At 56.1% G+C, this 25,021-nt stretch carries 25 protein-coding genes; 10 read left to right on the forward strand and 15 right to left on the reverse strand.

What is annotated here, in order from left to right; translation table 11 throughout:
- Positions 1–10 precede the first annotated feature (10 nt).
- The 4 genes from ACQY4Z_RS22475 to ACQY4Z_RS22490 all read right to left on the reverse strand — a co-directional run bounded on the left by ACQY4Z_RS22475 (position 11) and on the right by ACQY4Z_RS22490 (position 3,075).
- The gene (locus ACQY4Z_RS22475; protein ID WP_133947014.1) at positions 11–724 is read right to left on the reverse strand and encodes a TIGR02281 family clan AA aspartic protease; all 714 of its coding nucleotides are present in this window, start codon (positions 722–724) and stop codon (positions 11–13) included.
- Positions 721–906, reverse strand: a complete 186-nt coding sequence (locus tag ACQY4Z_RS22480; protein ID WP_209002176.1) for a DUF1289 domain-containing protein — start codon at positions 904–906, stop codon at positions 721–723. The genes ACQY4Z_RS22475 and ACQY4Z_RS22480 overlap by 4 nt, the downstream gene beginning before the upstream one ends.
- A gap of 68 nt (positions 907–974) precedes the next feature.
- The gene (locus ACQY4Z_RS22485; RefSeq protein WP_428525008.1) at positions 975–2,159 is read right to left on the reverse strand and encodes an alpha/beta hydrolase; all 1,185 of its coding nucleotides are present in this window, start codon (positions 2,157–2,159) and stop codon (positions 975–977) included.
- Positions 2,160–2,199: 40 nt separating this feature from the next.
- A complete protein-coding gene (locus ACQY4Z_RS22490; RefSeq protein WP_428525010.1) occupies positions 2,200–3,075 on the reverse strand; it encodes an adenosylcobinamide-GDP ribazoletransferase in 876 nt (291 codons plus the stop codon).
- A 110-nt stretch (positions 3,076–3,185) separates the two neighbouring features.
- Here ACQY4Z_RS22490 and cobT point away from each other — a divergent pair, with 110 nt between their 5' ends.
- Entirely contained in the window at positions 3,186–4,211 is a 1,026-nt protein-coding gene (cobT, locus tag ACQY4Z_RS22495) for a nicotinate-nucleotide--dimethylbenzimidazole phosphoribosyltransferase (RefSeq protein WP_428525012.1), read from the forward strand.
- A gap of 19 nt (positions 4,212–4,230) precedes the next feature.
- Here the strand turns inward: cobT and ACQY4Z_RS22500 are convergent, their stop codons facing one another.
- On the reverse strand, positions 4,231–5,781 hold the full coding sequence (locus ACQY4Z_RS22500; RefSeq protein ID WP_428525014.1) for a sensor histidine kinase: 1,551 nt from the start codon (positions 5,779–5,781) through the stop codon (positions 4,231–4,233).
- Between the two features lie 130 nt (positions 5,782–5,911).
- On the opposite strand from ACQY4Z_RS22500, the gene ACQY4Z_RS22505 reads away from it, so the two are divergent.
- Entirely contained in the window at positions 5,912–6,559 is a 648-nt protein-coding gene (locus ACQY4Z_RS22505) for a uracil-DNA glycosylase family protein (protein WP_428525016.1), read from the forward strand.
- Between the two features lie 51 nt (positions 6,560–6,610).
- Here ACQY4Z_RS22505 and ACQY4Z_RS22510 read toward each other — a convergent pair whose 3' ends face one another.
- Complete coding sequence (locus ACQY4Z_RS22510) at positions 6,611–7,567, reverse strand: sulfurtransferase (RefSeq protein ID WP_428525018.1); 957 nt, start codon at positions 7,565–7,567, stop codon at positions 6,611–6,613.
- Between the two features lie 234 nt (positions 7,568–7,801).
- Between ACQY4Z_RS22510 and ACQY4Z_RS22515 the strand changes: the two genes are divergently transcribed.
- Complete coding sequence (locus tag ACQY4Z_RS22515; RefSeq protein WP_428529645.1) at positions 7,802–8,293, forward strand: Lrp/AsnC family transcriptional regulator; 492 nt, start codon at positions 7,802–7,804, stop codon at positions 8,291–8,293.
- A gap of 156 nt (positions 8,294–8,449) precedes the next feature.
- The gene (locus tag ACQY4Z_RS22520) at positions 8,450–9,706 is read left to right on the forward strand and encodes a glycosyltransferase family 87 protein (RefSeq protein ID WP_428525020.1); all 1,257 of its coding nucleotides are present in this window, start codon (positions 8,450–8,452) and stop codon (positions 9,704–9,706) included.
- A gap of 30 nt (positions 9,707–9,736) precedes the next feature.
- On the opposite strand, the gene ACQY4Z_RS22525 is transcribed toward ACQY4Z_RS22520, so the two are convergent.
- The gene (locus tag ACQY4Z_RS22525) at positions 9,737–10,384 is read right to left on the reverse strand and encodes a TetR/AcrR family transcriptional regulator (protein ID WP_428525022.1); all 648 of its coding nucleotides are present in this window, start codon (positions 10,382–10,384) and stop codon (positions 9,737–9,739) included.
- A 163-nt stretch (positions 10,385–10,547) separates the two neighbouring features.
- Between ACQY4Z_RS22525 and ACQY4Z_RS22530 the strand changes: the two genes are divergently transcribed.
- The 4 genes from ACQY4Z_RS22530 to ACQY4Z_RS22545 all read left to right on the forward strand — a co-directional run bounded on the left by ACQY4Z_RS22530 (position 10,548) and on the right by ACQY4Z_RS22545 (position 15,652).
- Positions 10,548–12,584, forward strand: a complete 2,037-nt coding sequence (locus ACQY4Z_RS22530; RefSeq protein ID WP_428525024.1) for an FAD-dependent oxidoreductase — start codon at positions 10,548–10,550, stop codon at positions 12,582–12,584.
- A 144-nt stretch (positions 12,585–12,728) separates the two neighbouring features.
- On the forward strand, positions 12,729–13,964 hold the full coding sequence (locus ACQY4Z_RS22535; protein ID WP_428525026.1) for an aromatic ring-hydroxylating oxygenase subunit alpha: 1,236 nt from the start codon (positions 12,729–12,731) through the stop codon (positions 13,962–13,964).
- Between the two features lie 3 nt (positions 13,965–13,967).
- Positions 13,968–15,047 (forward strand): 2Fe-2S iron-sulfur cluster-binding protein, encoded by a 1,080-nt coding sequence (locus ACQY4Z_RS22540; RefSeq protein ID WP_428525028.1) that lies wholly within the window; start codon positions 13,968–13,970, stop codon positions 15,045–15,047.
- A 101-nt stretch (positions 15,048–15,148) separates the two neighbouring features.
- On the forward strand, positions 15,149–15,652 hold the full coding sequence (locus tag ACQY4Z_RS22545) for a DUF302 domain-containing protein (RefSeq protein ID WP_428525030.1): 504 nt from the start codon (positions 15,149–15,151) through the stop codon (positions 15,650–15,652).
- Between the two features lie 25 nt (positions 15,653–15,677).
- Here the strand turns inward: ACQY4Z_RS22545 and ACQY4Z_RS22550 are convergent, their stop codons facing one another.
- Positions 15,678–16,394: a DNA alkylation repair protein gene (locus ACQY4Z_RS22550; protein WP_428525032.1), complete on the reverse strand. Its 717-nt coding sequence runs from the start codon at positions 16,392–16,394 to the stop codon at positions 15,678–15,680.
- Positions 16,395–16,400: 6 nt separating this feature from the next.
- Positions 16,401–17,282: an NAD(P)-dependent oxidoreductase gene (locus ACQY4Z_RS22555; protein WP_428525034.1), complete on the reverse strand. Its 882-nt coding sequence runs from the start codon at positions 17,280–17,282 to the stop codon at positions 16,401–16,403.
- A gap of 358 nt (positions 17,283–17,640) precedes the next feature.
- Between ACQY4Z_RS22555 and ACQY4Z_RS22560 the strand changes: the two genes are divergently transcribed.
- The gene (locus tag ACQY4Z_RS22560) at positions 17,641–18,519 is read left to right on the forward strand and encodes a LysR substrate-binding domain-containing protein (RefSeq protein ID WP_428525036.1); all 879 of its coding nucleotides are present in this window, start codon (positions 17,641–17,643) and stop codon (positions 18,517–18,519) included.
- A gap of 27 nt (positions 18,520–18,546) precedes the next feature.
- Here ACQY4Z_RS22560 and ACQY4Z_RS22565 read toward each other — a convergent pair whose 3' ends face one another.
- The 5 genes from ACQY4Z_RS22565 to ACQY4Z_RS22585 all read right to left on the reverse strand — a co-directional run bounded on the left by ACQY4Z_RS22565 (position 18,547) and on the right by ACQY4Z_RS22585 (position 22,903).
- Positions 18,547–19,137: a LysE family translocator gene (locus ACQY4Z_RS22565; protein WP_428525038.1), complete on the reverse strand. Its 591-nt coding sequence runs from the start codon at positions 19,135–19,137 to the stop codon at positions 18,547–18,549.
- Positions 19,138–19,212: 75 nt separating this feature from the next.
- Entirely contained in the window at positions 19,213–20,370 is a 1,158-nt protein-coding gene (locus tag ACQY4Z_RS22570) for a trans-sulfuration enzyme family protein (protein WP_428525040.1), read from the reverse strand.
- Positions 20,371–20,454: 84 nt separating this feature from the next.
- The gene (locus ACQY4Z_RS22575; RefSeq protein WP_008190950.1) at positions 20,455–21,282 is read right to left on the reverse strand and encodes an ABC transporter permease; all 828 of its coding nucleotides are present in this window, start codon (positions 21,280–21,282) and stop codon (positions 20,455–20,457) included.
- Entirely contained in the window at positions 21,279–21,992 is a 714-nt protein-coding gene (locus tag ACQY4Z_RS22580) for an ABC transporter permease (protein WP_133947030.1), read from the reverse strand. The genes ACQY4Z_RS22575 and ACQY4Z_RS22580 overlap by 4 nt, the downstream gene beginning before the upstream one ends.
- Before the next feature lie 134 nt (positions 21,993–22,126).
- On the reverse strand, positions 22,127–22,903 hold the full coding sequence (locus ACQY4Z_RS22585) for an ABC transporter substrate-binding protein (RefSeq protein ID WP_209175070.1): 777 nt from the start codon (positions 22,901–22,903) through the stop codon (positions 22,127–22,129).
- A gap of 495 nt (positions 22,904–23,398) precedes the next feature.
- Here ACQY4Z_RS22585 and ACQY4Z_RS22590 point away from each other — a divergent pair, with 495 nt between their 5' ends.
- A complete protein-coding gene (locus tag ACQY4Z_RS22590) occupies positions 23,399–24,046 on the forward strand; it encodes a glutathione S-transferase family protein (RefSeq protein ID WP_428525043.1) in 648 nt (215 codons plus the stop codon).
- 5 nt (positions 24,047–24,051) lie between these two features.
- On the opposite strand, the gene ACQY4Z_RS22595 is transcribed toward ACQY4Z_RS22590, so the two are convergent.
- Positions 24,052–24,984, reverse strand: coding sequence for a LysR family transcriptional regulator (locus tag ACQY4Z_RS22595; RefSeq protein WP_428525045.1), 933 nt, complete (start codon positions 24,982–24,984; stop codon positions 24,052–24,054).
- Positions 24,985–25,021 lie beyond the last annotated feature (37 nt).

Genomic DNA, 25,021 nt, shown 5'->3' on the forward strand with positions numbered 1-25,021 from the left:
TGGCTATCTTCTATGGATTCATGATCAGCCGGTCGCCCTCGATGCGCCAGCTTCGGAGGCGGTCGAGCGCGGTCATGCCGAGCAGGCTTTGACCGAGTGAGCCGTCCCGAGCAACAAACGCCCGGACATTGCGCAAGGTGTGATCGCCGATCGTCAGATTGTCGATCCGGATCGGGGCAACAAGTGTCCGCCCGTTGGCCGTCGCCACCGGCACGGTGAACGACAGATCGCGTTCCGGAATTCCGGCCCTGGCCGCATCTTGATAGGTGAGGACAACGGCGCTCGCGCCTGTGTCGAGCAGAAAGCTTGTTTTCCGGCCATTGGCGCGGCCGTCGACCACGAAATGCCCACCGGCGTCCCGCACGATCAGGATCGAGCCGTCTGCCTGGGTGACCGCCATACCCGGCGCCAAAGAGCCAAGGACCCGGTAACCGGCCTGCACCAGATCAGTCCGGTAGGTATAGCCGACCACCAGCAAGGCGCATAAACCGCCCCAGAAGAGCGTTCCTTGAATAATGTCGCGCACTTTCGGCTGTCCAAAGATGAAGCTTGCCAGGAAGACAAAGGCAAGTGTCGAGAGTGCGACAACCCGCGGTCCGGTGTCGTCGAAATTGAGATTTTCGGGGTCTGTCGGATCGCCGAAGAAGAAATAGAAGACTGCGGCCGCCATCACCGTGATCAGGATGACAAGTGCAAAGCCCCGGTACTGTCCGCGCCCGTTCACGTGAGCGCCGCTTCTCCGGCAGAAAAACGCATGCGCCGGGTGTCCAAGCTGTCCATGATCGCTTGCCGCCGGGCGTCGTCATAGGTGCTCCAAGACGCAATTTCATCAAGCGTGCGGAAACATCCGGTGCACAGGCGGCTGACCTGGTCGATCTGGCAGATTTTGATGCAAGGTGACTTCATGGTTTCCATATGGCGTTTGAAGCTGGTGCTGCCAATGCTTCTTTCAAGAATTTCACAATTCTCAACTCTTAGAATCCACCGGTCGCCAGTGTAAATGGCGCTGCTACGATTTTGATTGGAAGCGTGACAGCGGCCTGTGTGGTGTTGCCGACAAAACTGCCGAGATCATCGCCTAGGGTTTTCGGGCCGGTGACGCTGTTTTGATCGGTCAAGCCACTTTTCAGCAAGGCATCCCGCAAGCCAGGAGAGTACTCGGCCAAGGCCGCGAACTTGCTGTGGCTGGAGGTTTCACCAGCGTCGAGTTCGGTCACGTCAAAGACGATCGCCCCGAGTTCCGCCAGTTCCTCGTCATCTGAGTAGGCGCCGACCCGCTCAACCCCGCCCGCTATGGCCCGGGACAGGCGAAGGGCCTTATCGTCTCTGGACACGACGATGATGTAAGGTTTTGGCGGCTTCCCGAGTTTTCGAAGGCTGGATTTAAAGAGATCAATATCAATGTCCGGAGCCGCCAGAACAACGCTGCCAACCTTTCTATCGAATTGGCGGCGTTCCGCGAGAGGCATTTGGCGTGCGGTCTCCAGCAGCAAATAATTGCCCATTGAGTGCGCAAGGATCGAAATGCTGTCCGCTTTGCTTTTTGCGAGCAGACGGAAGGTTTGCTCCAAGCTGTCGCGCGCCAGCGCGGCGCTGTTTAAATCGTAGACGTAGCCTTGGAGTTGGCCGCGCGAAGCCCAGGTAAACAGAACCGGGACAACCGGGGCCTGGGAATCATGCACGAATTGCGTAAATCGATAGAGGCCTTCAGCAAACAACGTGTTGTAACCGTGTATAAATAGCATCACGTCCCGTTTGCCTTTGGGGAGCTCAGAGAGCTGCTGGTTCAACTGCCTCAAGAATGCTTGTTCATCCTCGATATACCCGGCCTTGCGGGCCACGAAGTCCGTTTTGGGGTTTCCGGGAAGTTCGCGCGGCCATTCGACCGCACCGGCCTTGTGGGTTGGCGGGACGGAGATCGTCGCTTCCGCATAATTGATGGTCGGAGAGCGTTCACCGTTGAAGAAAGTATTTGGAGTTGGGTCTTTTTCGCGCGTAGTGACGATCAGGATATCGTGATCCTGAGCGCCAGCGGCGGGCTCTGTATTGATTGCAAGAGCGCCTGTCGTTGGACGGCTGCCACAGGCGCTGACGAGAAGCGCGACCAGCAGTACTGATAGGGCAAGTCTCGCCGGCGCGGGAACTGAAATACTCAACATCAACGGCCACGCCTCTTGCTCGGTCCGGATCACCGCCTGATTACACGGCCACCATAAGCACTCCGGTCAGGAATCCAAGCCCACTGATCTGCTGAATTGCCCCAAGGACATCTCCGGTGGTTCCATTGATCTTGGACAGTGCCACCTGTGCCACACTCAAAGCCGCAGCGCCGGCGATCCCAATACCGATTCCGGCAGCTTGTAGCGGCAAAGCAAGAAGGGCCGGGAGCAAAAGCACCAACATAACCAGAACACATTGGCGCAGGGCGGCATCAGACGGTTTGCCGAACCGGGCCCCAAGTCCATCGGGCCGGGCCAGGGGAAGTCGGTGCCATTGCCATACCATCAGGAACCGGCTGAACGCTTCACTGGTCACAATAAGCAGGGCCGTGTCCGCGGCTCCGAACCGGTCCAGAAAAGCTGCGATCAAAGCAACCCTCAGAACAATGGCAAAGACCAGTGCAATTGCGCCAAAGGCCCCGATTCGGCTGTCCTTCATGATTTCCAGTCGCTTGGAGATCGTGGCCCCTCCGAAAAAACCGTCGGCAACATCGCTCAAGCCGTCTTCGTGCAAAGCGCCGGTCACGATCGTGAGGACGGCTGTGGCTATCACGGCGACAACGAGTGGCGGGAGGCTGGTTGCTCCAAGAACCAGCAGCAAGCCGGCAGCCGGAAGGGAGACAAACGCACCTGCGAGCGGAGCAGCTCTCGAGATCCGGGCAAAATCCGGAAGCGCCGCCGGATCATCCGCTGCGTTGATCTTCTCAAGAGGCATACGCGAAAAGAATCGGACACAGGCGGCCATGTCGGAGAAGAGCGCAGCAAGATAAGCCGTTGTGTTCGTCCGGTGATCCCAAGAAAACTCCGGCTTTGTTTCGGATGCAGTTTCAGTGTTTTGGTCGTTTTCAGACGGCATCCTGTTCGGTCCGGAGCTTGAGTTTTATTAGGGGCCGGTTATAGAACGGCCTCTTGAAGAGACCAAGAGGCGGCCTAACTTTCCGCCCACCAACCGGAACTGTGAGCACCATGTCCCTGTCCGAAACCGCGCTGCCCTTCGACGATATTCGCAACCTGGTCAAGTCCATGCCTGGCCCGGACGAAGAGGCGCTTCAGAAGGTGAAGGCTCGGGATGCAGAACTCACCAAGCCCGCCGGGTCTTTGGGCCGTCTGGAAGAGATCGCGGAATGGCTTGCGGCCTGGTCCGGCAAGGCCCCGCCGAAAATCACCCGGCCGATGGTCGGGATCTTTGCAACGGCACATGGCGTTGCGGACGAAGGCGTTTCAGCATTTCCAAGTGCGGTGAACCGGCAAATGGTCGAAAACTTCGCAGCTGGCGGAGCGGCTATCAATCAGATCTGCCGGGTCAACGACATTGGCCTGAAGGTGTTTGATCTTGCCGTTGATATGCCCACACCGAGCATCACCCAGGAAGATGCGTTGGATGAGGCCAACTGCGCGGCCACCATGGCTTACGGTATGGAAGCGCTGGCGGGCGGTATCGATCTGATTTGTCTCGGCGAAATGGGCATTGGTAACACGACCGTTGCAGCTGCCGTCTTGAACGGCCTGTTTGGCGGATCGGCTGCCGACTGGATTGGCCGTGGCACCGGCGTAGATGACGAAGGTTTGGCGCGCAAACGTGACGCCCTTGAAAAGGCCGTGAACCGGCTGAACGGCGAAAAAGACCCGCTGGAAGTGCTTCGCAAGGTTGGCGGACGTGAAATCGCAGCCATGGCCGGACTGATCATCGCCGCGCGCCTTCAGCGCGTTCCCGTGGTGGTGGATGGGTTCGTTGCAACGGCTGCTGCTGCGGTGGTTTACGCGATGGATCCGGAAGGGCTGGATCATTGCCTGTTTGCGCATGTCTCTGCCGAACAAGCCCATGCCAAGGCGCTGTCCCATATGAGCAAAGATGCGCTGTTCGATTTCGGCATGCGTTTAGGCGAAGGTAGCGGAGCTGCGTTGGCGGCCGGGATCATCAAGACCGCGGCCGAGGTGCATTCGGGTATGGCAACCTTCGCAGATGCCGGTGTTTCAGAAAAGTCGGAGTGACGAAACGCGTCTCACGGTCTTATGCGCTGCGCGCGTTCTCAAGGTCGAAGTCGGTGCTGTCCGTGTCTGCCCAAACGACGTCCGGTGAATAGTTCATCACCCGGGCGCGGGGCAGGGACATGATTGCCTCGGTGCCGACACCCAGCTGAGATTTGATTACGAATTTGCCGTCATGCATTCCAACGAGCGCCTGGACAATCGACAGCCCAAGGCCTGTGCCGGGTTCTGCGCTTTTGATGGCGTGAGATCCCTGACCAAAGGCTTCCAGCACTGTTGGAATTTCGTCTTCCGGGATGCCTGGGCCGGTGTCGGTGATGGAAACATATTGCCCATCGTCGCTGGTTCGGCCGACCTTGATGTGCACTTCGCCGCCGACCGGTGTGAACTTCACCGCGTTTGAAATGAGGTTGAGGACGACCTGCCGCAGGGCGCGCTCGTCGGCCCACACCCTAGGCATGTCCGGTTCGAGGGTGCGATGGAGCATGATGTTCTTGGCGTTGGCACGCACGGTCATCATCGACCCGCACTCTTCCACGACCTCTTCCAGATAGAGCGATTCTTCCTGAAGCTCATGCCGGCCCGCTTCAATCCGCGACAGATCGAGGATTTCATTGATGAGATTCAATAAGTGTTGGCCCGAGCCATGGATATCGGCGGAATAGCTCTTGTAGGTGTCGTTCTTCATCGGACCGAGCACTTCATCCTTCATGATTTCGGAAAATCCGAGGATCGCGTTGAGCGGTGTGCGCAGTTCGTGGCTCATCGTGGCAAGAAACCGTGACTTGGCAACGTTTGCAGCTTCAGCGCGGCGGCGTGCTTCGTCCGACATGGCGTTGGCCGTTTCCAATTCAGCAATCAGATGGTCCTTTTCAGCGCGATACTCCAGCATGGTGTTGGCGTTCTTCAAGAGCTGGTTGCCAAGAATGAAGAAGAAACCCTGCGCGCCAATTGCCATGGCGGCCAGCGTGTAATGGATCGGGTCGATCTGCTGCAAAAAACTCGCTGTGACGACAAGCGTCATTGGCAGGGTGCTCGCCAACAGGCACCGCGGCAGGGTCGCCGATTGCATTGTGTTCATTGCAACAACAATCAGGAGCGTCGCAAAATGAAAGATCACGAAGCCGTCGCCCGCATTGTCGGAGCGCGGCAGGAGAAAAAACACTGCCCACGCGCATCCATAAAGCATATCGCCGAGCGTGAAGCGGCGGCGCCAATAGACCCTTGCCTTTTGGTCGGACGGCGCGCGCTCATAAGAGTGGCACGTGACCACCATCAGGAGGTGCGTGCAGAGGGTAACAATGAGCCAGGCACCGAGAAAAAACGGGTTCAGCCAGATCACCGAAATGGCGGTGACGATAAGCACCAGCAGTGGGACTGCAAAAGCAGCGTTGATGCGCGTGTCGGCAAAGAGATGCTGGCGTTCCAGTTCAAAGGTTGAGTGCTGCCGGTCAGATGTGCCGAGGCGGCTGCGGACATTTCCGGCCGAGCGGGCCATCTCACGCCGGCGGCGCGCACGGTCCCGGTCAATCGCCTGACTGTCGTCGTCTTTTGCTGACGCAGCGGTGTCCATTCGGCCTGCCCAAGGTGTTCAATTGGTTATTTCGATTATGCTTGTTTCCTTGTTTTGACTCACCATTCCTTAAGATCGTCCCTAGAATTGTGGTAAGCAAAGCGTTAACCGGATCACTAAAATTAAGGCATTGATTGAATTGACGAAAATCGAAGAAATTGAAGCTCTTTCAAACGCAGTGCGCGCGTGCCGGATTTGTGTCGAGAAGCCGGATAAGGCGCCCTTGCCGCATGAGCCTCGGCCGGTTCTCCAAACATCTTCGACGGCGCGGATTTGCATTAGCGGCCAGGCACCTGGGACCCGTGTGCACAAGAGCGGACGCCCCTTTACAGACCCGTCCGGAGATCGTCTGCGATCCTGGATGGGGATTGGGGAAGATGTCTTTTATGATCCGGACCTGCTGGCAATCGTGCCGATGGGGTTCTGTTTCCCTGGCCTGGATGCCAAGGGAGGGGATTTGCCACCGCGCCCGGAATGCCGAAAAGTCTGGCACGATCGTGTGTTTGCAGCCATGCCGCAAATCGAATTGATCCTGGTTATCGGGCAATATGCACAGGCCTACCATCTGGGTAAGGCGCGCAAGGGCTCTTTGACGGAGACCGTTGCTGCATGGGAGACCTACTTTCAGGAAAGTGGACAGTCTGACCGTCCGCTTGTGCTGCCGTTGCCCCATCCGTCCTGGCGCAACAATTCATGGCTTAAAAAGAACCCGTGGTTCGAAGCGGAGCTTTTGCCGGTCCTTCAAAAAGAAATCGCCCGGCTGTTGGGCCGGGCGTAAGGTGAGGGGCGGCACATTTTTGGATGCCATGCCGGCCCCAGGGGAAAAGCCTTAGTTCGTTGCCGTTTTCGGGCTTGAGATCGGCAGGTCTTTTTGCTGGCTCCAACCAACCATGCTGTCGTCATAAACAGCGACATTCTCGTGGCCAAGCAGCTCGCTCAAAACGAACCAGTTCGTCGCGGCCCAGTGACCTGTGTTGCAGTAAGAGACAACCGGTGCGTCAGAGTCGGACACGGCATTCTTTGCCAGTGAGGCCAAAGCTGCCTGCGGCTTCAACTGGTCGCTTTCAGTGTCGTAGAACTGTGCCTGGTCGAAGTGGCTTGCGCCCGGCAGATGACCGAAGCGGGTTGCATCCTTGTGCTTCTCTGTGCCTTCAAACTGTGCCAGCGGCCGGCCGTCGAGCAGAACGGCATCCCCACCAATAAGGGACGCCACATCGTCGGTCGAAACCAGCAGCTCAGGACGTGGCTCGGCAATGAACATGTCACCCTCTGGCACGACTTCTCCTGTTTCAAGGGGTTTGCCGGCTTTTACCCACGCGTTGTGGCCACCATCCAAAATGGCGACTTTATCGTGGCCGAGATACTTGAAGGTCCAGTAGATCCGGGTCGCAGCCCCAAAATCGAGGTGAGATGTGCCTGCAGGAACCAGAACGACAGTCCGATCTTCATGAACACCGAGTTCAGATAGCGAAGCCTCCAGCTTTTCAATCGACGGCAGAACGCCAGTCACATCGCCGCGCGAGGTCCGCCAGAAACCTGGATATTCACTCCAGACAGCTCCTGGAATATGACCTTTCAGGTAATCGTCTTTACTGGACTTGGCGAGCGGGGAGCGAATGTCGAGGATCAGCAGGTTTTCATCGCCCTGATTGGTCTCAAGCCACTCAACGTTGACCAAAGGAGATGCGTCCAGCGCCTGTGCGACACCGGTCAGGCTTGTGACCTGAAACAAGATAGCACATGCGGCGGCCACAATCGCTTTTGTGCCAAGGTGCAAGCGTGTCATGCCGGTCTCCTTCCTGAATTCGAATAAATTTCTATTCGACCGTGGAAATTGCACTGTGCGGGTGCTGTTTCAAGCGAATTCAGCTCCGAAATTGGAAGAAAAATCTCAATTTCTCTTGCGTCCCCCCCATGTAGAACGGTATTGCGGGATCTGTACCCGGCAGGCAAAAAGAATCCTGTCATTTTGGAGCGTCCCAAAGCTTGGTGACGCTGCGTTTTCTCAGGCCAAACCATGATCGACCGCATAGACCGCCGTATTCTCTCCATCCTTCAGGAAGACTGCACCGTGCCCGTTGCCGAAATCGGCCGGCGGGTTGGGCTATCGACCACTCCGTGCTGGCGCCGCATCCAGAAGATGGAAGAAGATGGTGTGATCACGGGCCGGGTGGCGTTGCTCGATCCGGCCAAGGTCAATGCAAAGGTGACGGCTTTCGTCGCAATCACCACGAGCCAGCACTCGGAAGACTGGTTGAAAAAGTTTGCAGACGTGATCCAGGAATTTCCCGAGGTGGTCGAGTTTTACCGCATGGCGGGGCAGGTGGATTATCTCCTGCGGGTCGCGGTGCCGGATATTGAAGCCTACGACTCGTTTTACAAACGACTGATCGCCAAGATCGACATTTCTGACGTCTCGACCACCTTCGCGATGGAGCAGATCAAGAACACGACCGCTCTTCCCTTGGCCTATGTGGCAACCGAAAAGCCGAAAGCTGACAAGGATAATTAGGTTCGCCGGGCGTTTAGCGCTTGAATTGCAAAATGACAGGCATTTTTTCACCGTGTGCCAACCGCCATTATCAAACCAATGTTGAGCGGTTCTTGGCTGACGTGTCTTTGTGCAGATGAAGTGTTAGGCGATTAAGAGCATTTCAAGGATCGGCTTATGGGGTCTTTTTTTCGGGTGATGAGGGCTGTGCGGGCTCAATACCTGAACGTGTTGGATGCTGATGCGCTCAACAAAAGCTTTGGCGGGCCGCTGTTTTTGTTTTTTGTCGTCACATCGGCCATTGCTGTCCTCTCCCTCTTTGTGACCGAGAGCCAGGGTCTCTTTGACTTTCTCGGCGGCGTTGATCGGGTCGGGCGGGAAGACTTTTTGGCCTTCTACAGGGCAGGAGATCTGGCGAGGGGCGGCCAGGCAGATCTCGTATACGATCCAGCAGTCTTCATTCGGCCGTTTTCAGAATTGAACCGGGGCCTTCTTTTTCTCAATCCGCCACATGCTTTGCTGATCTTCGAACCCTTGGCTTTCCTGCCCTATCAGATGGCACGAGTGGTCGTGCTTCTTGCAAACCTTGTCGCTATCTACGGGATCGTCAGGGTTGCGGACTTGAGGCTTGGCTTCAGCCCATTTGTATTTACGTTTCTTGTCTATGGCTCCTACAGCTCCCTGGTATTGCTCCAGATTTCACCAATCGTCATCTTCCTGATCGTCTATGCTCTGGTGAACAGTGATAGCCGGCCTGTGCTGAGCGGACTGGCGCTGGCAGCAGCGACAATCAAACCGCAATTTGGCCTTCTCATTCCGGTCTTCCTGATCGGCCAGAAAGACTGGCGTACGTTTTGGATAGCTGCGGTTGTCACCGCAGCATTAATCGGCCTATCAATTCTCAGATTTGGCTGGCCAGTCTGGGAAAGCTATATCAGCACCTTCACCGATGGATCTGGATCCAGTCATTTCAACCAAGTTTATGTCGGTATGATCACAGTCAGTCAGTCGCTTGGGAAGCTTTGGTTTTCAAGTGACTACAGGGTTTGGGCGCAAATCCTGATCTTGGTCCTATGCGGGGGAGGCATCTGGTATGCCGCCAGGACCTTATCGCGGAAGTTCGCAGTTCCAGTGTGTCTCATGGCCATGGCCGCGGCATCGCCATCTTTCCTGTTTTACGATTGGCTGATTATCAGTGCCAGCTCGCTTTTGGTCCTTCAGCTTGTGCCAAGCTGGCCGCGGCATCTGCAGATCACCGCTGGTGGTCTGTGGATTGCCCCGCTTGTTCAAATGATGCTGTTCAGCGATGGGCAAGTTGCATTAACAGTGGCAGCAGCAAGGTATCTCTCGTCATTTCTGCCGCTGTTGATATTGATAGTTTCGATCCAGATCTATTTCTTGGTTCGAAAACAGGCTTCCTATGAATACGGGTAGAGACTGAAATCTCCGGCCGGATGTGCAGATCTAAACAGGTCGAGCAATCGGATGCCGGGCGCGGAAGCGGGCGATTTCGGCGTCTGAGACCGGTTTTCCGGTGAAAATCTCCGCGTAGTGGGGCATGCGTGCCAGGCGCGGTTCCAGCGGTTCGGACGGTCCATCTTCTTTCATCGAGATGTAGCCGATCTGGGTCTGATAAACGGTGTTCGCGCGCACATTTGCGTATTGCGGCGCATCGCCAAACCGCAAAAACAGAGCTTCCAAAGCGTCGACGCGCACCTGATCGGCCTCGTTCAGAAGTTTTGCCAGCTGCGGGTCGGTGTGCGCCCAGTTCCGAACGGCGAACTCCAGGCGGGAATCGAACAGTTCCGGCATGAGCCACAAATCGAAAATGTTCAGCATCGCTTCCGTGATGGTCTCTGCGTAAGCCTCGGTTCGCTGGACGAGATTGCCGGTGTTCTTGGTCTGCCAAAGCGTGATAAGCGCGTCCAGAAGATCCTGCCTGTTTGAAAAGTGGCCGTAAAAACTGGTGCGCGACAGACCAAGCCGGTCGGCAAGGGGCATGACTTTCACTGCGTCAATACCGCCGTTCAAAAGCGCTTCATAAGCCGCCTGGACCCATATGTCGCGAGACCCGCGCCATCCCGATGTTTTGCTGATCAGATCTGTGTTCATTCTGGTCCGTTATCAGCGCAAATCCGCAGAAACAAGCAAAATTGACACTTATGTTTTTAAATCCGACATAAATGTCGTTTTTGTGGCTTTTCAAAGAAGTCCATGCGGCCTTAACTGATGGAATTCCGCGACCATCGCGGGCAAGCGCGCAAGAGGGAGAGGCATGTCGAAAGATCCGTTGCTGCAGCCGTATCAGCTGAAACATCTGACATTGAAAAACCGGATCATGATCACCTCTCATGAACCTGCCTATCCTGAAGACGGGGTGCCGAAAGACCGTTACCGGGCCTATCACGAGACCCGGGCCAAGGCAGGTGTCGCTCTGACCATGACGGCCGGATCTGCTGCCGTCTCGCGCAACTCCCCACCGGTCTTCAACAATATCCTGGCCTATAAGGACGAGGTGGTGCCTTGGGTTAAGCGGCTGACCGATTCCTGTCATGATCATGGCTGCGCGGTGATGATCCAGCTGACCCATCTTGGCCGGCGGACCCATTGGAACAAGGGAGACTGGCTGCCGGCCGTATCGTCAAGCCACGAACGGGAAGCGGCACACCGGGCCTTTCCAAAACAGGTCGAAGACTGGGACATTGCCCAGATTGTTCAAGATTATGCCGATGCTGCCGAGCGTATGAAAGACGGCGGCATGGATGGCATTGAGCTGCAGGCCTATGGACATCTGATGGATCAGTTCTGGTCCCCGGTCACCAACACACTCGACGGTCCCTATGGCGGTTCTCTGGAGAATCGGATGCGGTTTTCGATGGAAGTGATCGATGCGGTACGTGAGCGGGTCGGCGATGAGTTCATTGTGGGTATCCGGTTCACGGCTGACGAAGACCTTGAGGGTGGGATCACCGAAGCCGAAGGCCTGGAGATTGCCCGTCGTTTAAAAGCAACAGACAAGATCGACTTCCTGAATGTGATCCGCGGGCATATCGATACCGACCCGGGCCTGACAGACGTTATTCCGGTTCAAGGCATGCGCAACGCGCCACATCTTGATTTTGCCGGGCGGATCAAAAAGGAAGTCGGACTGCCGACCTTTCACGCAGCGAAAATCCCGGATGTGGCCACCGCGCGGCACGCGATTGCTGAAGGTCTGCTCGATATGGTGGGGATGACCCGCGCCCATATGGCTGATCCCCAGGTCGTGAAGAAGATCGCAGAGAAACGCGAGGACGATATTCGTCCTTGCGTCGGAGCGACCTATTGTCTGGATCGGATCTACCAGGCCGGTGATGCGCTGTGCATCCACAATGCGGCGACAGGTCGCGAACTGACCATGCCGCATGAGATCCCACCGGCAAGCGAGAAAAAGAAGGTCGTTGTCGTCGGAGCCGGGCCTGCGGGATTGGAAGCAGCGCGTGTTGCCAGTGAACGTGGTCATGACGTTACAGTCTTTGAAGCAGCGCCTGATGCAGGTGGTCAGATCCGGTTGACGGCCCAGTCCGAACGACGCCGGGAGATGATCTCCATTATCGATTGGCGTTTGCAACAGTGTTCCAATCGTGGGGTGATATTTCACTTCAACAGATTTGCAGAAAGCTCTGATATTGAATCTGAAAATCCGGATGCAGTCATCATCGCAACCGGAGGCTTGCCGCACACGGATGTGCTTGGTGAGGGCAATGATCTGGTGGTGTCGGCCTGGGACATCATCGCGGGCGACGTCAAGCCGGGCAAACGGGTGCTGGTCTATGACGATGCCGGCGATCATCCAGCCTTGCAGGCTGCAGAGATGATTGCAGCATCAGGGGCACATGTTGAAATCATGACCCCGGATCGGTCCTTTGCGCCCGATGTCATGGCGATGAACCTGGTGCCTTACATGCGTGCGCTTCAGGACAAGGATGTGCGCTTCACGGTGACCTATCGCCTGAAAAGCGTGCGCCGATCCGGCAACCAATTGGCAGCTGTGATTGGAACAGACTACTCGGCGCACACCGAGGAGCGTGAGTTTGATCAGATCGTTGTCAATCACGGTACTGTGCCTATGGATGAGCTTTATTTTGAGCTGAAACCGAAATCGACCAACTTTGGTGCTGTGGATCAGGACGCTTTGATCTTTGGCCGGTCTCAGCCGCAAGGCGCGAATCCCGATGGGGCTTTTGCGCTCTACCGGATCGGCGATGCGGTTGCCGCCCGTAACACACATGCGGCAATCTATGACGCTTTGAGGATAGTGAAAGATATCTAGAAAAGCGGCACAGCTGACTGAATTTGCAGCACGTCTTACTTGGATAAAATCATGCCGTTTTTGTGCTATGTAAAATCACAATTGCGCGTCAATTATCCGCCAGATCAATGGCCACCACAAACGGCTTTTACAGGATGATGCAGAATGCACAGCGACGCTGATATTCTTTCGCTTCTCATGTCCCGGACCCCCGGTCATTCCCTGCCGCAGGCCTTCTACGCCGATGAGGATGTGTTCCAGGCTGACATGAAACACATCTGGCACAAGGAGTGGGTGTTTGCGATCCCGTCTGCGGAGTTGCCGAAGACCGGAAATTACGTGACGCTCGAAATTGGCGCCTATTCGATCATTATCGTGCGCGGCGCAGATGGTCAGATCCGCAGTTTCCATAATTCCTGCCGGCACCGTGGCAGCCGCATTTGCTCTGCGTCCAAGGGAAGTTCTCCGAAACTTGTCTGCCCTTATCATCAATGGACCTATGAGCTTGACGGCAAGCTTCTGTGGGCGCGGGAAATGGGGGAAGACTTCAAGCCTGAAAATCATGGTCTGAAGCCGGTGCATTGTGCCGATGTGTCCGGAATGGTGTTCATTTGCCTGGCTGATGTCGCTCCCGACATTTCAGACTTCAAGGCTCAAGCGTCCCGGTATCTCGGGCCGCATGATCTGTCCAATCTGAAAGTGGCACACCAGTCGACGATTACCGAGCAAGCCAACTGGAAACTGGTCCTTGAGAACAACCGCGAGTGCTATCATTGCTCGGGCTCTCACCCGTCGCTCTGCCGGACGTTTCCGGATGATCCAAATCTTGTTGGAGCAGATGATTCGACAAGTTCAAACGTCGGTCTTGCGCATGTCGATCGGTGCGAAAAGGCTGGTTTGCCGGCCAAATATGTGATCAACGACAGCGAGCAGTGGCGTTTTGTACGAATTCCGTTCCTTGGGGACGCGGTGAGCTACACCATGGACGGTAAGGCCGCCGTTTCCCGCCGGGTGGGGTCGATCCCGTTCGACAATGCCGGGACGTGCCTGTTTTTCCACTATCCGAACACTTGGAACCACTTCCTTTCTGACAGTGTCCTGACCTTCAGCGTGCTTCCGGTCGGGCCGATGGAAACACGGGTCACGACCACGTGGCTGGTGCACAAGGATGCCCAGGAAGGCGTCGACTATGATCTGAAGCGGTTGACCGAAGTCTGGGTGCATACCAACGACGAAGATCGTCAGATTGTTGAAGAGAATCAAATAGGTATTAATTCTCCAGCCTATGAACCCGGGCCATATTCGCCGGTTCAGGAAAGCGGCGTGATTCAGTTCGTCGACTGGTATGCCAGGACCCTTGAAAAGGGCCTTGTGCGCCGGTTCCGTGTGGCGGCGGAGTAAGTCATGGCGATGATCCCGATGCCGGACAAGGACACTCCAGTCTGGACCGATGCCGAGATGCTGGAATGCGTCAACGTTTTGCCGGAGGCGCCGAACGTTAAAACTTTCACGTTCCGCCCTCCGTCCGGCAACCGGTTTGTTTACAAGGCAGGCCAGTTCATCACGCTTGACCTGCCGGTCCCTGGCGGCAATGTGCAGCGCACCTACACGATATCATCTTCGCCAGTGACGCAGGCCTATCTGTCGGTGACTGTGAAGGCCCAGGAAGGCAGTATCGGGTCCCGCTGGATGCTCGACCATTTGGTTCCCGGCATGCAGATCAAGGCCTTTGGTCCTGCCGGCCTGTTTCATTTGCCTCCCAATCCAGACGGCAAGTTTCTGTTCATCTCCGCCGGATCTGGCGTGACGCCGATGATGTCCATGGCCGGAACACTGTTCGAGCGCGGTGAAGAGCCGGATATCTGTTTTGTCCAGTGCGCCAATCGGCCTGCCGAGCTGATCTTCCGCAAACGCCTGGAATACATGGCCTGCCGGACCAACGGTCTGCAGCTGCATTTCGTCGTCAACCAGAGCGACCCTTATGATGTCTGGACCGGTTATCGCGGCTACTTCAACCAGCTCATGCTGGGTCTGATGTGCAACGACTATCTGGAACGCGATGTTTATTGCTGCGGTCCTGAAGGGTTCATGGAAGGTGTGCGCGAGATCCTGAATGCGCTCGGCTACGATATGGACCGGTATCATCAGGAGAGCTTCCAGGCTCCGGCGGAAACCAAGGAAGAGCTCACCGAGTTCGACGACGTGGTCCCGCAGGAAGACACGCAGGCGCAGATCGTCTTTGCCAACTCAAATGTATCAGCCTGGTGTTCTGAGACGGATACGGTTCTGGCTGTTGCCAAGGAGGCCGGGTTGAATATTCCGTCCGGCTGTACATTCGGCGTTTGTGGGACCTGCAAGGTCAAGAAAGTGTCCGGCGAGGTGCATATGGTGCATTCCGGTGGTATCAGCGATGAGGACATCGAGGACGGCTTCATCCTGGCGTGTTGTTCCAACCCGATCGGCACTGTCGAAGTCGAGGTCTAAGCCGCGCAGAATAAAACATTCAAAAATTGAGATGTATCAATGGCGGTGGCCGTGATCGTGCCGTATCCTCCCAAAAAACAAAGCTTTCTTGGGAGGATGGTATGAAAACGGTTTTGACCACAGCTGTTGCTATCGCGACTGGTGCGATTTTGCTTGTTGGTTCCACATCCGCAATTGCGGCTGACAAGGCAGATGCTCCGGACGGTGTCACGGCCTATTCGGTCCAGGCAGATTTTGAAGATGTCCGCTTTGGACTTGAGAACGCCATCATCAACCGTGGCCTTGTGATCGACTACACCTCTCACATTGGCGACATGCTGGCCCGCACATCGGCCGATGTCGGGGGAACGAAGCAGATCTATGCCAACGCCCAGGCGATGCTGTTCTGCTCTGCGGATCTGTCGCGAAAAGTGATGGAAGCCGATCCGGCCAACATCGCCTATTGCCCATACACCTTGTTCGTCTACGACACGCCGGATGCCGAAGGCACCGTGACGGTCGGGTTTCGCCGTTTGTCCGAAACCGGATCAGACGCGTCGAAAGCCGCGATTGGTGACATCAACGCGCTGCTGGACGCCATTGCGCAAGAAGCTGTCTCCGAGTGACGGAACAGAGTGTGAAATGGGGCACTCAGTCTTTGCTGAATGAAAGGCGCTGGCGCACCTTGTCGGAGTTCAGTTCCCGAAACGCTTCGCGTCCTACCCGCCTTACGGTTTTGTTCTGATCTTCAGAAAGCTCTTCAGCGAGCTGAAGGGCAGGGCCATGCAGACTGGCAGACCGCTTTCCGATCTGGCGCAAGGCCCAATGCACCGCCTTCCAAACGAAATTTCGGGGGTCGCTGGCAGCTGTTCTGATCAGTGGCAGGTAGCTGAGGAACTCGGTGTGCGGCGATTTTTTCGCGTGAACGGCCCGCCAGGCCATCAGCGCAAAGGCTGCTCGCCGGAGGAACTCTTCTTCTTCGGCTGCGAGGGGGGCGATCAAGCCGTCTGATCCTTCCCGCCGCGCCAGGACGTTGGTCAACTGATCGCAGTGGTCCCAGGAGCTGATTTCGGACAGCCACCGCAGTGCGCGTTCATCTGTGAAGGCCGCTTGCGGAATGGTCAAAATAGCGAGCAGACGCGCTTCATGATACCCGCTGGCCCAAAGCTCATCAGCCAGGTTTTCGTGTTTGCCAATGCGCCGCGCCAAGGGACGCAGCTCTGCCATTGGAACGCCGAAGGCTTTGGACGTTTCAATGCCAAACCGCGCCATGCCGGCGCGGTTTTCTTCTGAGCCCAGGGCCGTCAAGGTGTCCAGAACGAGATCTAAAGACCAGTCTTCACCGGAAGGTTTTGGGCGGCGGGACATGTTGAATTAGCTTTTGTCGGCGTTCCGCAAGCGGGCGACCAAGCTGGAGGTGTCCCACCGGTTTCCGCCCATGGCCTGGACTTCTGCGTAGAACTGGTCGACCAGGGCGGTAACTGGCAGGCGGGCGCCGGTGTCGCTTGCGGTTTTCAGGCAGATACCCAGGTCCTTGCGCATCCAGTCGACGGCAAAACCATAATCGAATTTGCCGTCGCGCATGGTTTCCCAGCGATTTTCCATCTGCCAAGACTGTGCTGCACCACCGCGAATGGCGGAGATGACGGTCTCCACATCAAGGTTTGATTTCTCGGCGAAATGAATGGCTTCAGACAGTCCTTGAACCAGTCCGGCGATGCAGATCTGATTGCACATCTTGGTGAGCTGTCCGGCGCCGCTCGGACCCATCAAGCCGACAAACTTGGAAAAGCAATCGATGACCGGCTTGGCTTTGTCGAAGACATCTTCATCTCCGCCGCACATGACGGTCAAAACGCCATTTTCAGCGCCGGCCTGGCCGCCTGAAACGGGCGCATCGATAAAACCGCAGCCCTTTGCTTTGGCCGCTTCATAAAGTTCGCGTGCGACCTCTGCGGAAGCCGTTGTGTTGTCGATGAAAATCGCGCCGTCTTTCAGGCTGTGAAACGCGCCGTCCGGGCCAGTTGTGACAGACCGCAAATCATCGTCATTGCCGACACAGCAGAAGACAAAATCACAACCCTCAGCGGCTTCCTGCGGGGTCTTTGCGAAGGCGCCGCCATACTCGGCCGCCCATTTTTCTGCCTTCGCAATTGTGCGGTTGTAGACCGTGACGTCATGGCCGCCTTTGGTCTTCAAAAACCCGGCCATCGGGTATCCCATGACCCCAAGACCGATGAATGCCACCTTTGCCATGATTTTGCTCCCCATGCAGACGAAGGCCCGGCTTGCCGCCGGGCCTCGGTGTTCAGATGTTCGGCAAAGTTCTAGGGCATCTTGATGGACTTGTCAGTCCCCCGCTCAGATCCAATACGGGCCGCGACGCCACAAGCGTGTGTGACGTGTTCTTGCAGCCGTTTGCTGATCTTGATGCTGTTGGGTAGCAGGATCAGGGCGTGTGTTTTGTGTGAAGCGTGTTGCCTCAAAGAAAGAACGGGCATAAACGTTAAACATGATCTAACATCCTTCTATCCGGTTGACTGGAGATAATGTGCGTTTTCTGGCCTTCTTTAGCGAGTCAGGAAGATTTTTAATATGTAAGGAAATCTAATATATGGATTGGCGCAACATGCCCCCGCTCAACAGCCTTCGTGCATTTGCGACTGTCGCGGAAAGCAAAAGCCTGTCCGCTGCCGGACGTGAGTTGAACGTCACACATGCAGCGATCAGCCAACAGGTGCGGGCTCTGGAGAAACACCTTGGTCTTCCGCTGGTCGCCCGGGCAGGACGCGGAATCGAGCTCACGGACGAAGGGCGGCAGCTCTATGAGGGCCTTCGAAAAGGGTTTGAAACGATCGGTGAAACGGTTGAGGCCATTGGCGCAAGCGGAGAAACCCGCCCGCTGAACATCACGATGACACCCTCATTTGCAGTGAGTTGGTTGATGCCAAGGATCAACGACTTCCGGCATAAACATCCAGGTGTTGAGCTCATGCTCAATCCGAGCGCCGAGGTGACGGAACTGGCGCCCGGTGGTACGGACCTTGCCATTCGTTTCGGAAAGGGCAATTGGCCTGGATTGGAAGCCGAATTGTTCTTGGCGACCAATTTCGTTGTGGTCGGGGCGGATTGCCTGATCGGCGACCGGAAGATGGAAAATCCGGAAGATATCCTGGAGTTTCCCTGGCTTCAGGAATACGGGACAAATGAGCTGGGCGTCTGGTTGGAGCGGCAGGGGGTTGTTCCGAAAAACAAGCTGAGCGTTACGCACCTGCCTGGCTACATGGTTCTGGAAGGTCTTCGCCGCGGGGAAGGCATCTCCGCCACTGCGAAGGCTTTTATCCAGCCTGACATCGATGCAGGAAATCTAAGGGTGCTGTTTGAGGAGGGCCTCTATCCGGGGACAGGGTACTATTTGGTCACACGGCCTGGCGTAAAGCGGCCCGCCCTGAAGAGCTTTATCAGCTGGCTCCGCTCGATGATGCAGGAATGAGCAGAGCAGTCTTTTTGTTGCGGCGGGTTATCTGGGGGCAAGCAGCGCGAGACCGACCACAATCAACATTGAAATTGCCATGGCGATGTTCACCCGCCGTTGCACATGCGGGGCAAGATTGAGCCGGTGGATCGTCATTCCAACATATAACCAACCAAAATGAATCGGGATCCAGATCAGGTTCATAATCAGGAACTTGAGTAAAGTTTCGGCGATCAAACTCGACGGCAAAAAAGCAAATCCCGTCAGCAAGGTTGTGTTCACGGCATAGGCCTTTGGGTTGACCAACTGGAGCGTGACGCCCGCTAAAAAACCAGGCGCGCTTGGTGCCTCCTTGAACGCAATTCGGGTTCCTGCAAAGGCAATCCGATAGGCGAGGTAAAGGAGATACAGCACCGAGGCGATCAACAGACCTGCGCGAATGTTTTCATTCGCCAGGATTACGGTCGCCATGCCGGACACAACCGCGATTGCAACAAGGTTTGTGCCGACAAACAGCCCGCCGATATAGCGAGCGCCGGGACCAAAACCGAACGCAGATCCTACGCCTGCGACGGACAAGACGCCGGGCCCGGGAGTGATGATCAAGAAGAAAACAGCAAGAGCGAATGTGATCATGCGCGTCCTCTTCTCGATCTGTGCGGGATCAACGGCTTATTGCGATTGGCTGTCTGGTTTTCCAAGGATCATGGATTAGATTGCTTTCAGTGCCGCATCGAAGTCGGCGATCAGATCATCGATATGTTCGATGCCAAGCGAGAGGCGCAGGAGGTTCCCCGGGATACCGGAGGTTTCGCCTTCAATGGAGCGGCGATGCTCGATGAGGCTTTCAGTACCGCCCAGCGATGTTGCCCGCTGGAACAGCTTCAGCGCTCCGGTAACCTTGAGAGCTTCCTCTTTGCCGCCCTTGGTCTGAACGGACATCAAAGATCCATATCCGCCTGACATCTGCGCCTTTGCGACTGTGTGATCTTTGTGTCCTGGAAGTCCGGGATAAAGAACCTTCTCGATCTTTGAGTGCGTCTCAAGATGGTCTGCCAAAGCCTGTGCGTTGGCATTCATGCGCTCAACGCGAAGGCTCAGGGTTCTGAGACCCCGCAACAGCAGCCAAGCTTCGAATGAGCCCATCACGGCGCCGGCCATCTTGCGTTCCGTTTTGATGAAGTCCCAGGCTTCGGACTGGGCATCGCGTGCGGTGACGACACCGCCAAGCAGATCAGAGTGTCCGTTCAAGGCTTTTGTTGCCGAATGCATGACCAAATCCGCGCCAAGTGTGAGCGGCTTCAGGATCAGCGGGGTTGCGGCTGTGGCGTCTACCGCAAGGAGAGCGTCCGCAGCTTTACAGAGTTCTGCGGCTTTCTCGATGTCTGCGACCTTGAGGTAGGGATTGCTCGGAACCTCAAGCCAAACCAGGTCGGGCTTGGTGATGGCCAGTTCATCGCGGAAGATTGCAAGATCGCTCGCGTCGCACTCAACCAAGGCGATGTTGTTGCGGGCGCAGTGTTCGCGCAGGAACAGAATTGTTCCCCAATAAATCCCGGACTGGACCATCAAAGTACCGCCAGGTTTCACAACCCGTGCAACAGCTGCAACTGCAGCCATGCCTGAAGAGAACAGCCGGCTTTCCGCGCCGTTTTCCAGCGTTGCGAGCAGGTTCTCCGTCTTGCGGAAGAGGTCATTGTCGTCCCGGCTATAAAGGTGACCGTCGCTCACCAAGGCGTAGTTTTCGTCCCGCACAAATGTTGTCGCCACCGGAATGGGAGGCACAACAGCTCCGGTCGCGGCATCGAACCCTCCGCCGCCATGAGCGAGGAGGGTGTCAGCGTGAAGCGGTGGTTTGTGTGAGGACATGAAAGGCTCCATCACCACGCCCAGTGTCGATAACAGATGAGCGGGTTTATCAATATTGAAGAATTGGGGAAGCGGTGAGGGGGCTCACCGCTTCAAGTGCCGGGTCAACCGGGCTTCGATTTTGTCCCAGATCCGGCGCAGCGTTTCCACGATCAACAGATAGGCAACCGCCGCCCAGATGTAAGCCTGGAAGTCGTAGGACCGCGAATAGGCACGGCGAGTTTCACCCATGAGATCGTAGATTGTCACGATTGAGGCAATCGCCGATCCCTTGATCATCAGAATGATTTCGTTGCCATAGGGCCGCAGGGCGACCATCAAGGCCTGGGGCAGGATGATCTTGAAGAAAATCACATTTCTGGAGAGCCCAAGAGCCTCTCCGCCCTCCCATTGGCCTTTCGGCACGTTCTGGATCGCGCCGCGCAGGATCTCGGCCTGATAGGCCGCCGTGTTCAGCGAGAACGTGAAGATCACACAGTACCAGGCGTCCCGGAAGAACCACCAGAGACCGGCAGCTTTCAGCTCTTCGCTGAAGGATCCAAAGCCGTAATAGACCATGAACGCCTGGGCGAGCAGAGGCGTGCCGCGGAAGAAGTTCACATAGGCATAGGCCGGCCAGGAGAAGATTTTCAGTTTTGACGCGCGCCCGGCTGCAATCGGCACCGACAGCAGCGCCCCCAGCACCAGTGAGACGCTGACGATCTGGATCGTGACGATGAAGCCATCGACATATTCCGGCCAGTACTTCTGGAAAAACGGGCTCGCGACGTTCGAGCCAAGAAAGTACAGCAGATAAAGACCGGACAGGATCCAAAGCGCCATCAGGACATGGCCGGCGATCCGGAGGTTGGTCCACTTTTTCTGTGGTGGTGGCGGGCGTGTCATGCCGGTTGAGGGATTGGCTGCGATCATCTTGCGGCGTCTCCCCGTTTGGACCAGCGTTCAATGCGGAGCAGCCCCACAGAAGAAATCATGGTCAGAAGGAGGTAGATGACCAGCACCAGCCCGAAGAACAGGAACGGCTCTTTGGTCACACGTGCAGCAATTCCGGCTTCTCGAACCAGGTCTGCCAAGCCGATGACGGACACAAGCGAGGTTTCCTTCAACAGGATCAGCCAGAGATTTCCAAGCGCGGGCAAGGCAAGGCGGATCAACTGCGGCAGGATGATCAAACGCATTGTCTTGTAGCGCGACAGGCCAAGCGCGTAGCCGCCTTCATACTGGCCTTGCGGAATGCCATTGAATGCGGACAGGAAGGCTTCGGAGGCATAGGAGGAAAACACCAAAGACAGCGCTACCATCCCTGCGACGAAGGAGTTGACCTCGAAGTAGATGTCGTAGCCGAGCAGCTTGATAAATTCCTGGATGGCGATTTGAACGCCGAAATAGACCAGGAATAGGGTCAGGAGCTCTGGAAGGCCACGGAAGATTGTTGTGTAGATGTTGGCCGCCAGCTTGAGGCTGGGTTCGGACGAGTTTTTGGCCAGTGCAATCAGAAAACCAAGGATAAGACCGATCGGTAAGGTCGCGAGCGCCAGCGATACGGTGATCAGCACACCTGAGGCAATCGTGTCACCCCAGCCTTGTTCCCCAAAAGATAACAGCGTCAAAGCTTCATTCATGAGCCGGCGCTTCTTTCTGTTTTGTCGTTGTTAGTCCAGCCGCCCCTCCGGCTGGCAGCGTGAGGACCACCTCACGATAAAGCGTGGCCCGGAGGTCCGCGCCACGCTTCAAAGGTTTTCACACCGCGATCAGATTAGCCGCCGTATACGTCGAAGGAGAAGTACTTGTCGTTGATTTCTTTGTACTTTCCGTTCGCAATGATGGCTTCGATCGCTGCGTTGAATTTGTCTTTCAGCTCATCTTCGCCCTTGCGGATCGCGATGCCGGCACCTTCACCGTTGATGACCGGATCGGACTTCAACGTGCTCAGAACTTTACAGCATGCACCGTTGTCGGTTGCGAGCCAGTCGGACAGAACCACAACGTCTTCGATCACAGCGTCGATACGGCCGTTTTCGAGATCCAGCTTGTATTCGTCAGCAGTCGGATACAGCTTCAGTTCGGCATCCGGGAAGTGCGCTTCCGCATAGTTGGAGTGGGTCGTGGAGGACTGTGCACCAAGAAGAATGCCGCTCAGGTCTTCCTTGGTAACGCCGGTCAGCTTGGTGTCTTTCGGAACACCGATTGCCGGCGGGGTGTTGTAGTACTTGTTGGTGAAGTCGACCTTCTGCTTGCGCTCTTCGGTGATCGACATGGACGCGATGATGGCGTCGTATTTGCCAGCTTGAAGTGCCGGGATCATGCCGTCCCAGTCCTGAGTGACGAATTCGCACTCGACCTTCATTTCTTCGCAAAGAGCGTTGGCGATATCGATGTCGAAGCCAACAAGCTGACCGTCAGCGGTCAGGGAGTTGAACGGAGGGTAGGCGCCCTCGGTTCCGATGCGGACCTTGGACCAGTCTTTTGCAGTTGCGCCACCAACCGTGGCCAGGACTGCAACCGCAGCTGCGGCCATACGCACAAAACGCATATTGATTCCCCTAGTATTTTGTTTGGGTTTCAGGCGGGTTCGTCCCGCCTTTTTGCCCGAAGGCCCTATTCCATACACTTCGATCCAAATTTCAAGCATGCCCATGAAAAAAACACAGCGGAAATTTGCCTTTTTTTGATCCAATTAGGCATGCCGTAGGGAAATGCTGGGCGAATAGCGAATGTTGTTGTTCGGTTTTGCCCAATATCGGGACAATTATCTTTTCAGCCGAGTAGGAGCAACCGGGGCGTGCTTCCGGAAAACGATAGGCGTCTGGGGTGCTGCAACAAAGTTCATTCGTGGCTGGATCTCTATCTTTGTCAAAAAATATGAACATCACGCAGGCGTCCATCCATGAGACTTCCTTATGGAATTGATGAACTTATTCAATTTGATGCGGCCGCCGGGTGCCGGTAGGACAATATCGCCCGGCACAGTTTGCCGGTCGCATCTCATGACACAATCTGGAAACGGATTTGAAAGCGGGCGGAACAGATGGCCGAATTCGAACTCTTCATCGGGAACAAGAACTATTCGACCTGGTCGTTCCGACCCTGGATCGCGATGCGGCACAAGGGTATTGCGTTTAAGGAAACGCTTGTTCCCTTCGATTTTGAAAACGGCAATCCGAAGTTTCGTGATTTCTCGCCAAGTATGAAAGTGCCTGTGCTGAAGCACGGTGATCTCACGGTTTGGGACAGCCTGGCGATCCTTGAATATGTTGCCGATTGTGAACCTGAGACGGGGCTTTGGCCGACGGATCTTCAATCGCGTGCGCGCGCAAGATCAGTTTCGGCGGAAATGCATTCAGGTTTTCCAGCTCTGAGAGCCGAATGTCCGATGAACATGCGCCGGCCGGCTGAAAAGCGGTCCGTCAGCGGGGCCGTCCAGGCGGATGTCGGTCGGATCCTTGAGATTTGGGAAGAGTGTCTCGTGACCTCCGGCGGACCGTTTTTGTTCGGCGATTTCACGATTGCCGATGCCATGTATGCGCCCGTCGTGAGCCGCTTTGACACATACGGCCTCAGCGATGCGTCCGTTGCCGTCAAATACAGCCAAACCTTGCGCGGGCTTGACGCCTGGCAGGAATGGGAAGCTGAGGCACTCAAGGAGACGTGGGTCGTCGCCGTCGATGAGGTTTGACGGGCTTATTCCGCTGCAGCCAAATGCGTGGTCGGGTCTGCGAAGGCCTGCTGCTCATCCAAATGAGCTTGAAGGTCCGAGACAAACTGGCGGACTTTCATTGGGATGAAGCGGTAAGACGGATAAACCGCGTGGATGGGATGAACACCATAGGACCAATCCTCAAGGATCAGTTCCAGTTCTCCCGTTCCAAAGTGCGGTGCTGACAGCCAGGTTACCGCGGTGGAGATGCCCAAGCCTGCGATCGCTGCACGGCGGAGGGCCGCAGAATTGTTGATCACCATTGTTGGCGACACGGCAACCTTGGCAGCCTTTCCTGTGGGGCTGAAGAGGTCGATGAATCCAACCTCGGCGATATGCGGATAAAGCAGGAAGTCGTGCGTTTTAAGATCTTCCGGTGTCTCGGGTCGCCCCCTCCGGTTCAGATAGTCTGGTGAGGCGACAAGGCATCGTTTCATGTCGCCGAGCTTCTTGACAATCAACCGGTCGTCACGCAAATGCCCCATGCGAATGGCGACATCAATCCGTTCCTTTTGCAGATCCACCATGGCGTCCGACAGTTGCACGTCGAACAAGATGTTTGGATAGGCCGCCTTGAACTTGGTCAGGAAGCCTGCCAGCTCCGGCTCGGTGAAGGCATACGGCAGGCTGACGGTGAGGCGGCCACTCATCTGGGCTTCATTGCTTTGTACCGACCGGTCCGCCTCGGAGAGCTTTTCCAGAATGTCACTGGCATAGGCGAAATAGCGTTCCCCCGCCTCGGTCAAAGATAAGCGCCGGGTTGTGCGGTTGATCAGCCGTGTTCCGAGCGTGTCCTCCAGGCTTCGGACCTGTTGACTGACAGCTGGCTGTGACACACCCAAGTGCGTTGCGGCCGCGGAAAAACTGCCCAGTCTCACCGCGTTCACAAAACTACTGAGCGCGCTCAATTTGTCCATTTCGGTCTCCTGAAGCCCCCAGAAAATAGAATTCATA

It is taken from the genome of Roseibium sp. (assembly GCF_965276855.1).
Classification (GTDB): Bacteria; Pseudomonadota; Alphaproteobacteria; order Rhizobiales; family Stappiaceae; genus Roseibium.

Bases quoted from the DNA above. Each gene is read 5' to 3' on its own strand.
- ACQY4Z_RS22580 (WP_133947030.1), bottom strand. From the start codon at position 21,992: ATGAATGAAGCTTTGACGCTGTTATCTTTTGGGGAACAAGGCTGGGGT.
- ACQY4Z_RS22575 (WP_008190950.1), bottom strand. From the start codon at position 21,282: ATGATCGCAGCCAATCCCTCAACCGGCATGACACGCCCGCCACCACCA.
- cobT (WP_428525012.1), top strand. From the start codon at position 3,186: ATGTCCCTGTCCGAAACCGCGCTGCCCTTCGACGATATTCGCAACCTG.
- ACQY4Z_RS22530 (WP_428525024.1), top strand. From the start codon at position 10,548: ATGTCGAAAGATCCGTTGCTGCAGCCGTATCAGCTGAAACATCTGACA.
- ACQY4Z_RS22560 (WP_428525036.1), top strand. From the start codon at position 17,641: ATGGATTGGCGCAACATGCCCCCGCTCAACAGCCTTCGTGCATTTGCG.
- ACQY4Z_RS22550 (WP_428525032.1), bottom strand. From the start codon at position 16,394: ATGTCCCGCCGCCCAAAACCTTCCGGTGAAGACTGGTCTTTAGATCTC.
- ACQY4Z_RS22525 (WP_428525022.1), bottom strand. From the start codon at position 10,384: ATGAACACAGATCTGATCAGCAAAACATCGGGATGGCGCGGGTCTCGC.
- ACQY4Z_RS22590 (WP_428525043.1), top strand. From the start codon at position 23,399: ATGGCCGAATTCGAACTCTTCATCGGGAACAAGAACTATTCGACCTGG.
- ACQY4Z_RS22490 (WP_428525010.1), bottom strand. From the start codon at position 3,075: ATGCCGTCTGAAAACGACCAAAACACTGAAACTGCATCCGAAACAAAG.
- ACQY4Z_RS22545 (WP_428525030.1), top strand. From the start codon at position 15,149: ATGAAAACGGTTTTGACCACAGCTGTTGCTATCGCGACTGGTGCGATT.
- ACQY4Z_RS22565 (WP_428525038.1), bottom strand. From the start codon at position 19,137: ATGATCACATTCGCTCTTGCTGTTTTCTTCTTGATCATCACTCCCGGG.
- ACQY4Z_RS22535 (WP_428525026.1), top strand. From the start codon at position 12,729: ATGCACAGCGACGCTGATATTCTTTCGCTTCTCATGTCCCGGACCCCC.
- ACQY4Z_RS22500 (WP_428525014.1), bottom strand. From the start codon at position 5,781: ATGGACACCGCTGCGTCAGCAAAAGACGACGACAGTCAGGCGATTGAC.
- ACQY4Z_RS22510 (WP_428525018.1), bottom strand. From the start codon at position 7,567: ATGACACGCTTGCACCTTGGCACAAAAGCGATTGTGGCCGCCGCATGT.
- ACQY4Z_RS22480 (WP_209002176.1), bottom strand. From the start codon at position 906: ATGAAGTCACCTTGCATCAAAATCTGCCAGATCGACCAGGTCAGCCGC.
- ACQY4Z_RS22595 (WP_428525045.1), bottom strand. From the start codon at position 24,984: ATGGACAAATTGAGCGCGCTCAGTAGTTTTGTGAACGCGGTGAGACTG.
- ACQY4Z_RS22520 (WP_428525020.1), top strand. From the start codon at position 8,450: ATGGGGTCTTTTTTTCGGGTGATGAGGGCTGTGCGGGCTCAATACCTG.
- ACQY4Z_RS22540 (WP_428525028.1), top strand. From the start codon at position 13,968: ATGGCGATGATCCCGATGCCGGACAAGGACACTCCAGTCTGGACCGAT.
- ACQY4Z_RS22585 (WP_209175070.1), bottom strand. From the start codon at position 22,903: ATGCGTTTTGTGCGTATGGCCGCAGCTGCGGTTGCAGTCCTGGCCACG.
- ACQY4Z_RS22485 (WP_428525008.1), bottom strand. From the start codon at position 2,159: ATGTTGAGTATTTCAGTTCCCGCGCCGGCGAGACTTGCCCTATCAGTA.
- ACQY4Z_RS22555 (WP_428525034.1), bottom strand. From the start codon at position 17,282: ATGGCAAAGGTGGCATTCATCGGTCTTGGGGTCATGGGATACCCGATG.
- ACQY4Z_RS22570 (WP_428525040.1), bottom strand. From the start codon at position 20,370: ATGTCCTCACACAAACCACCGCTTCACGCTGACACCCTCCTCGCTCAT.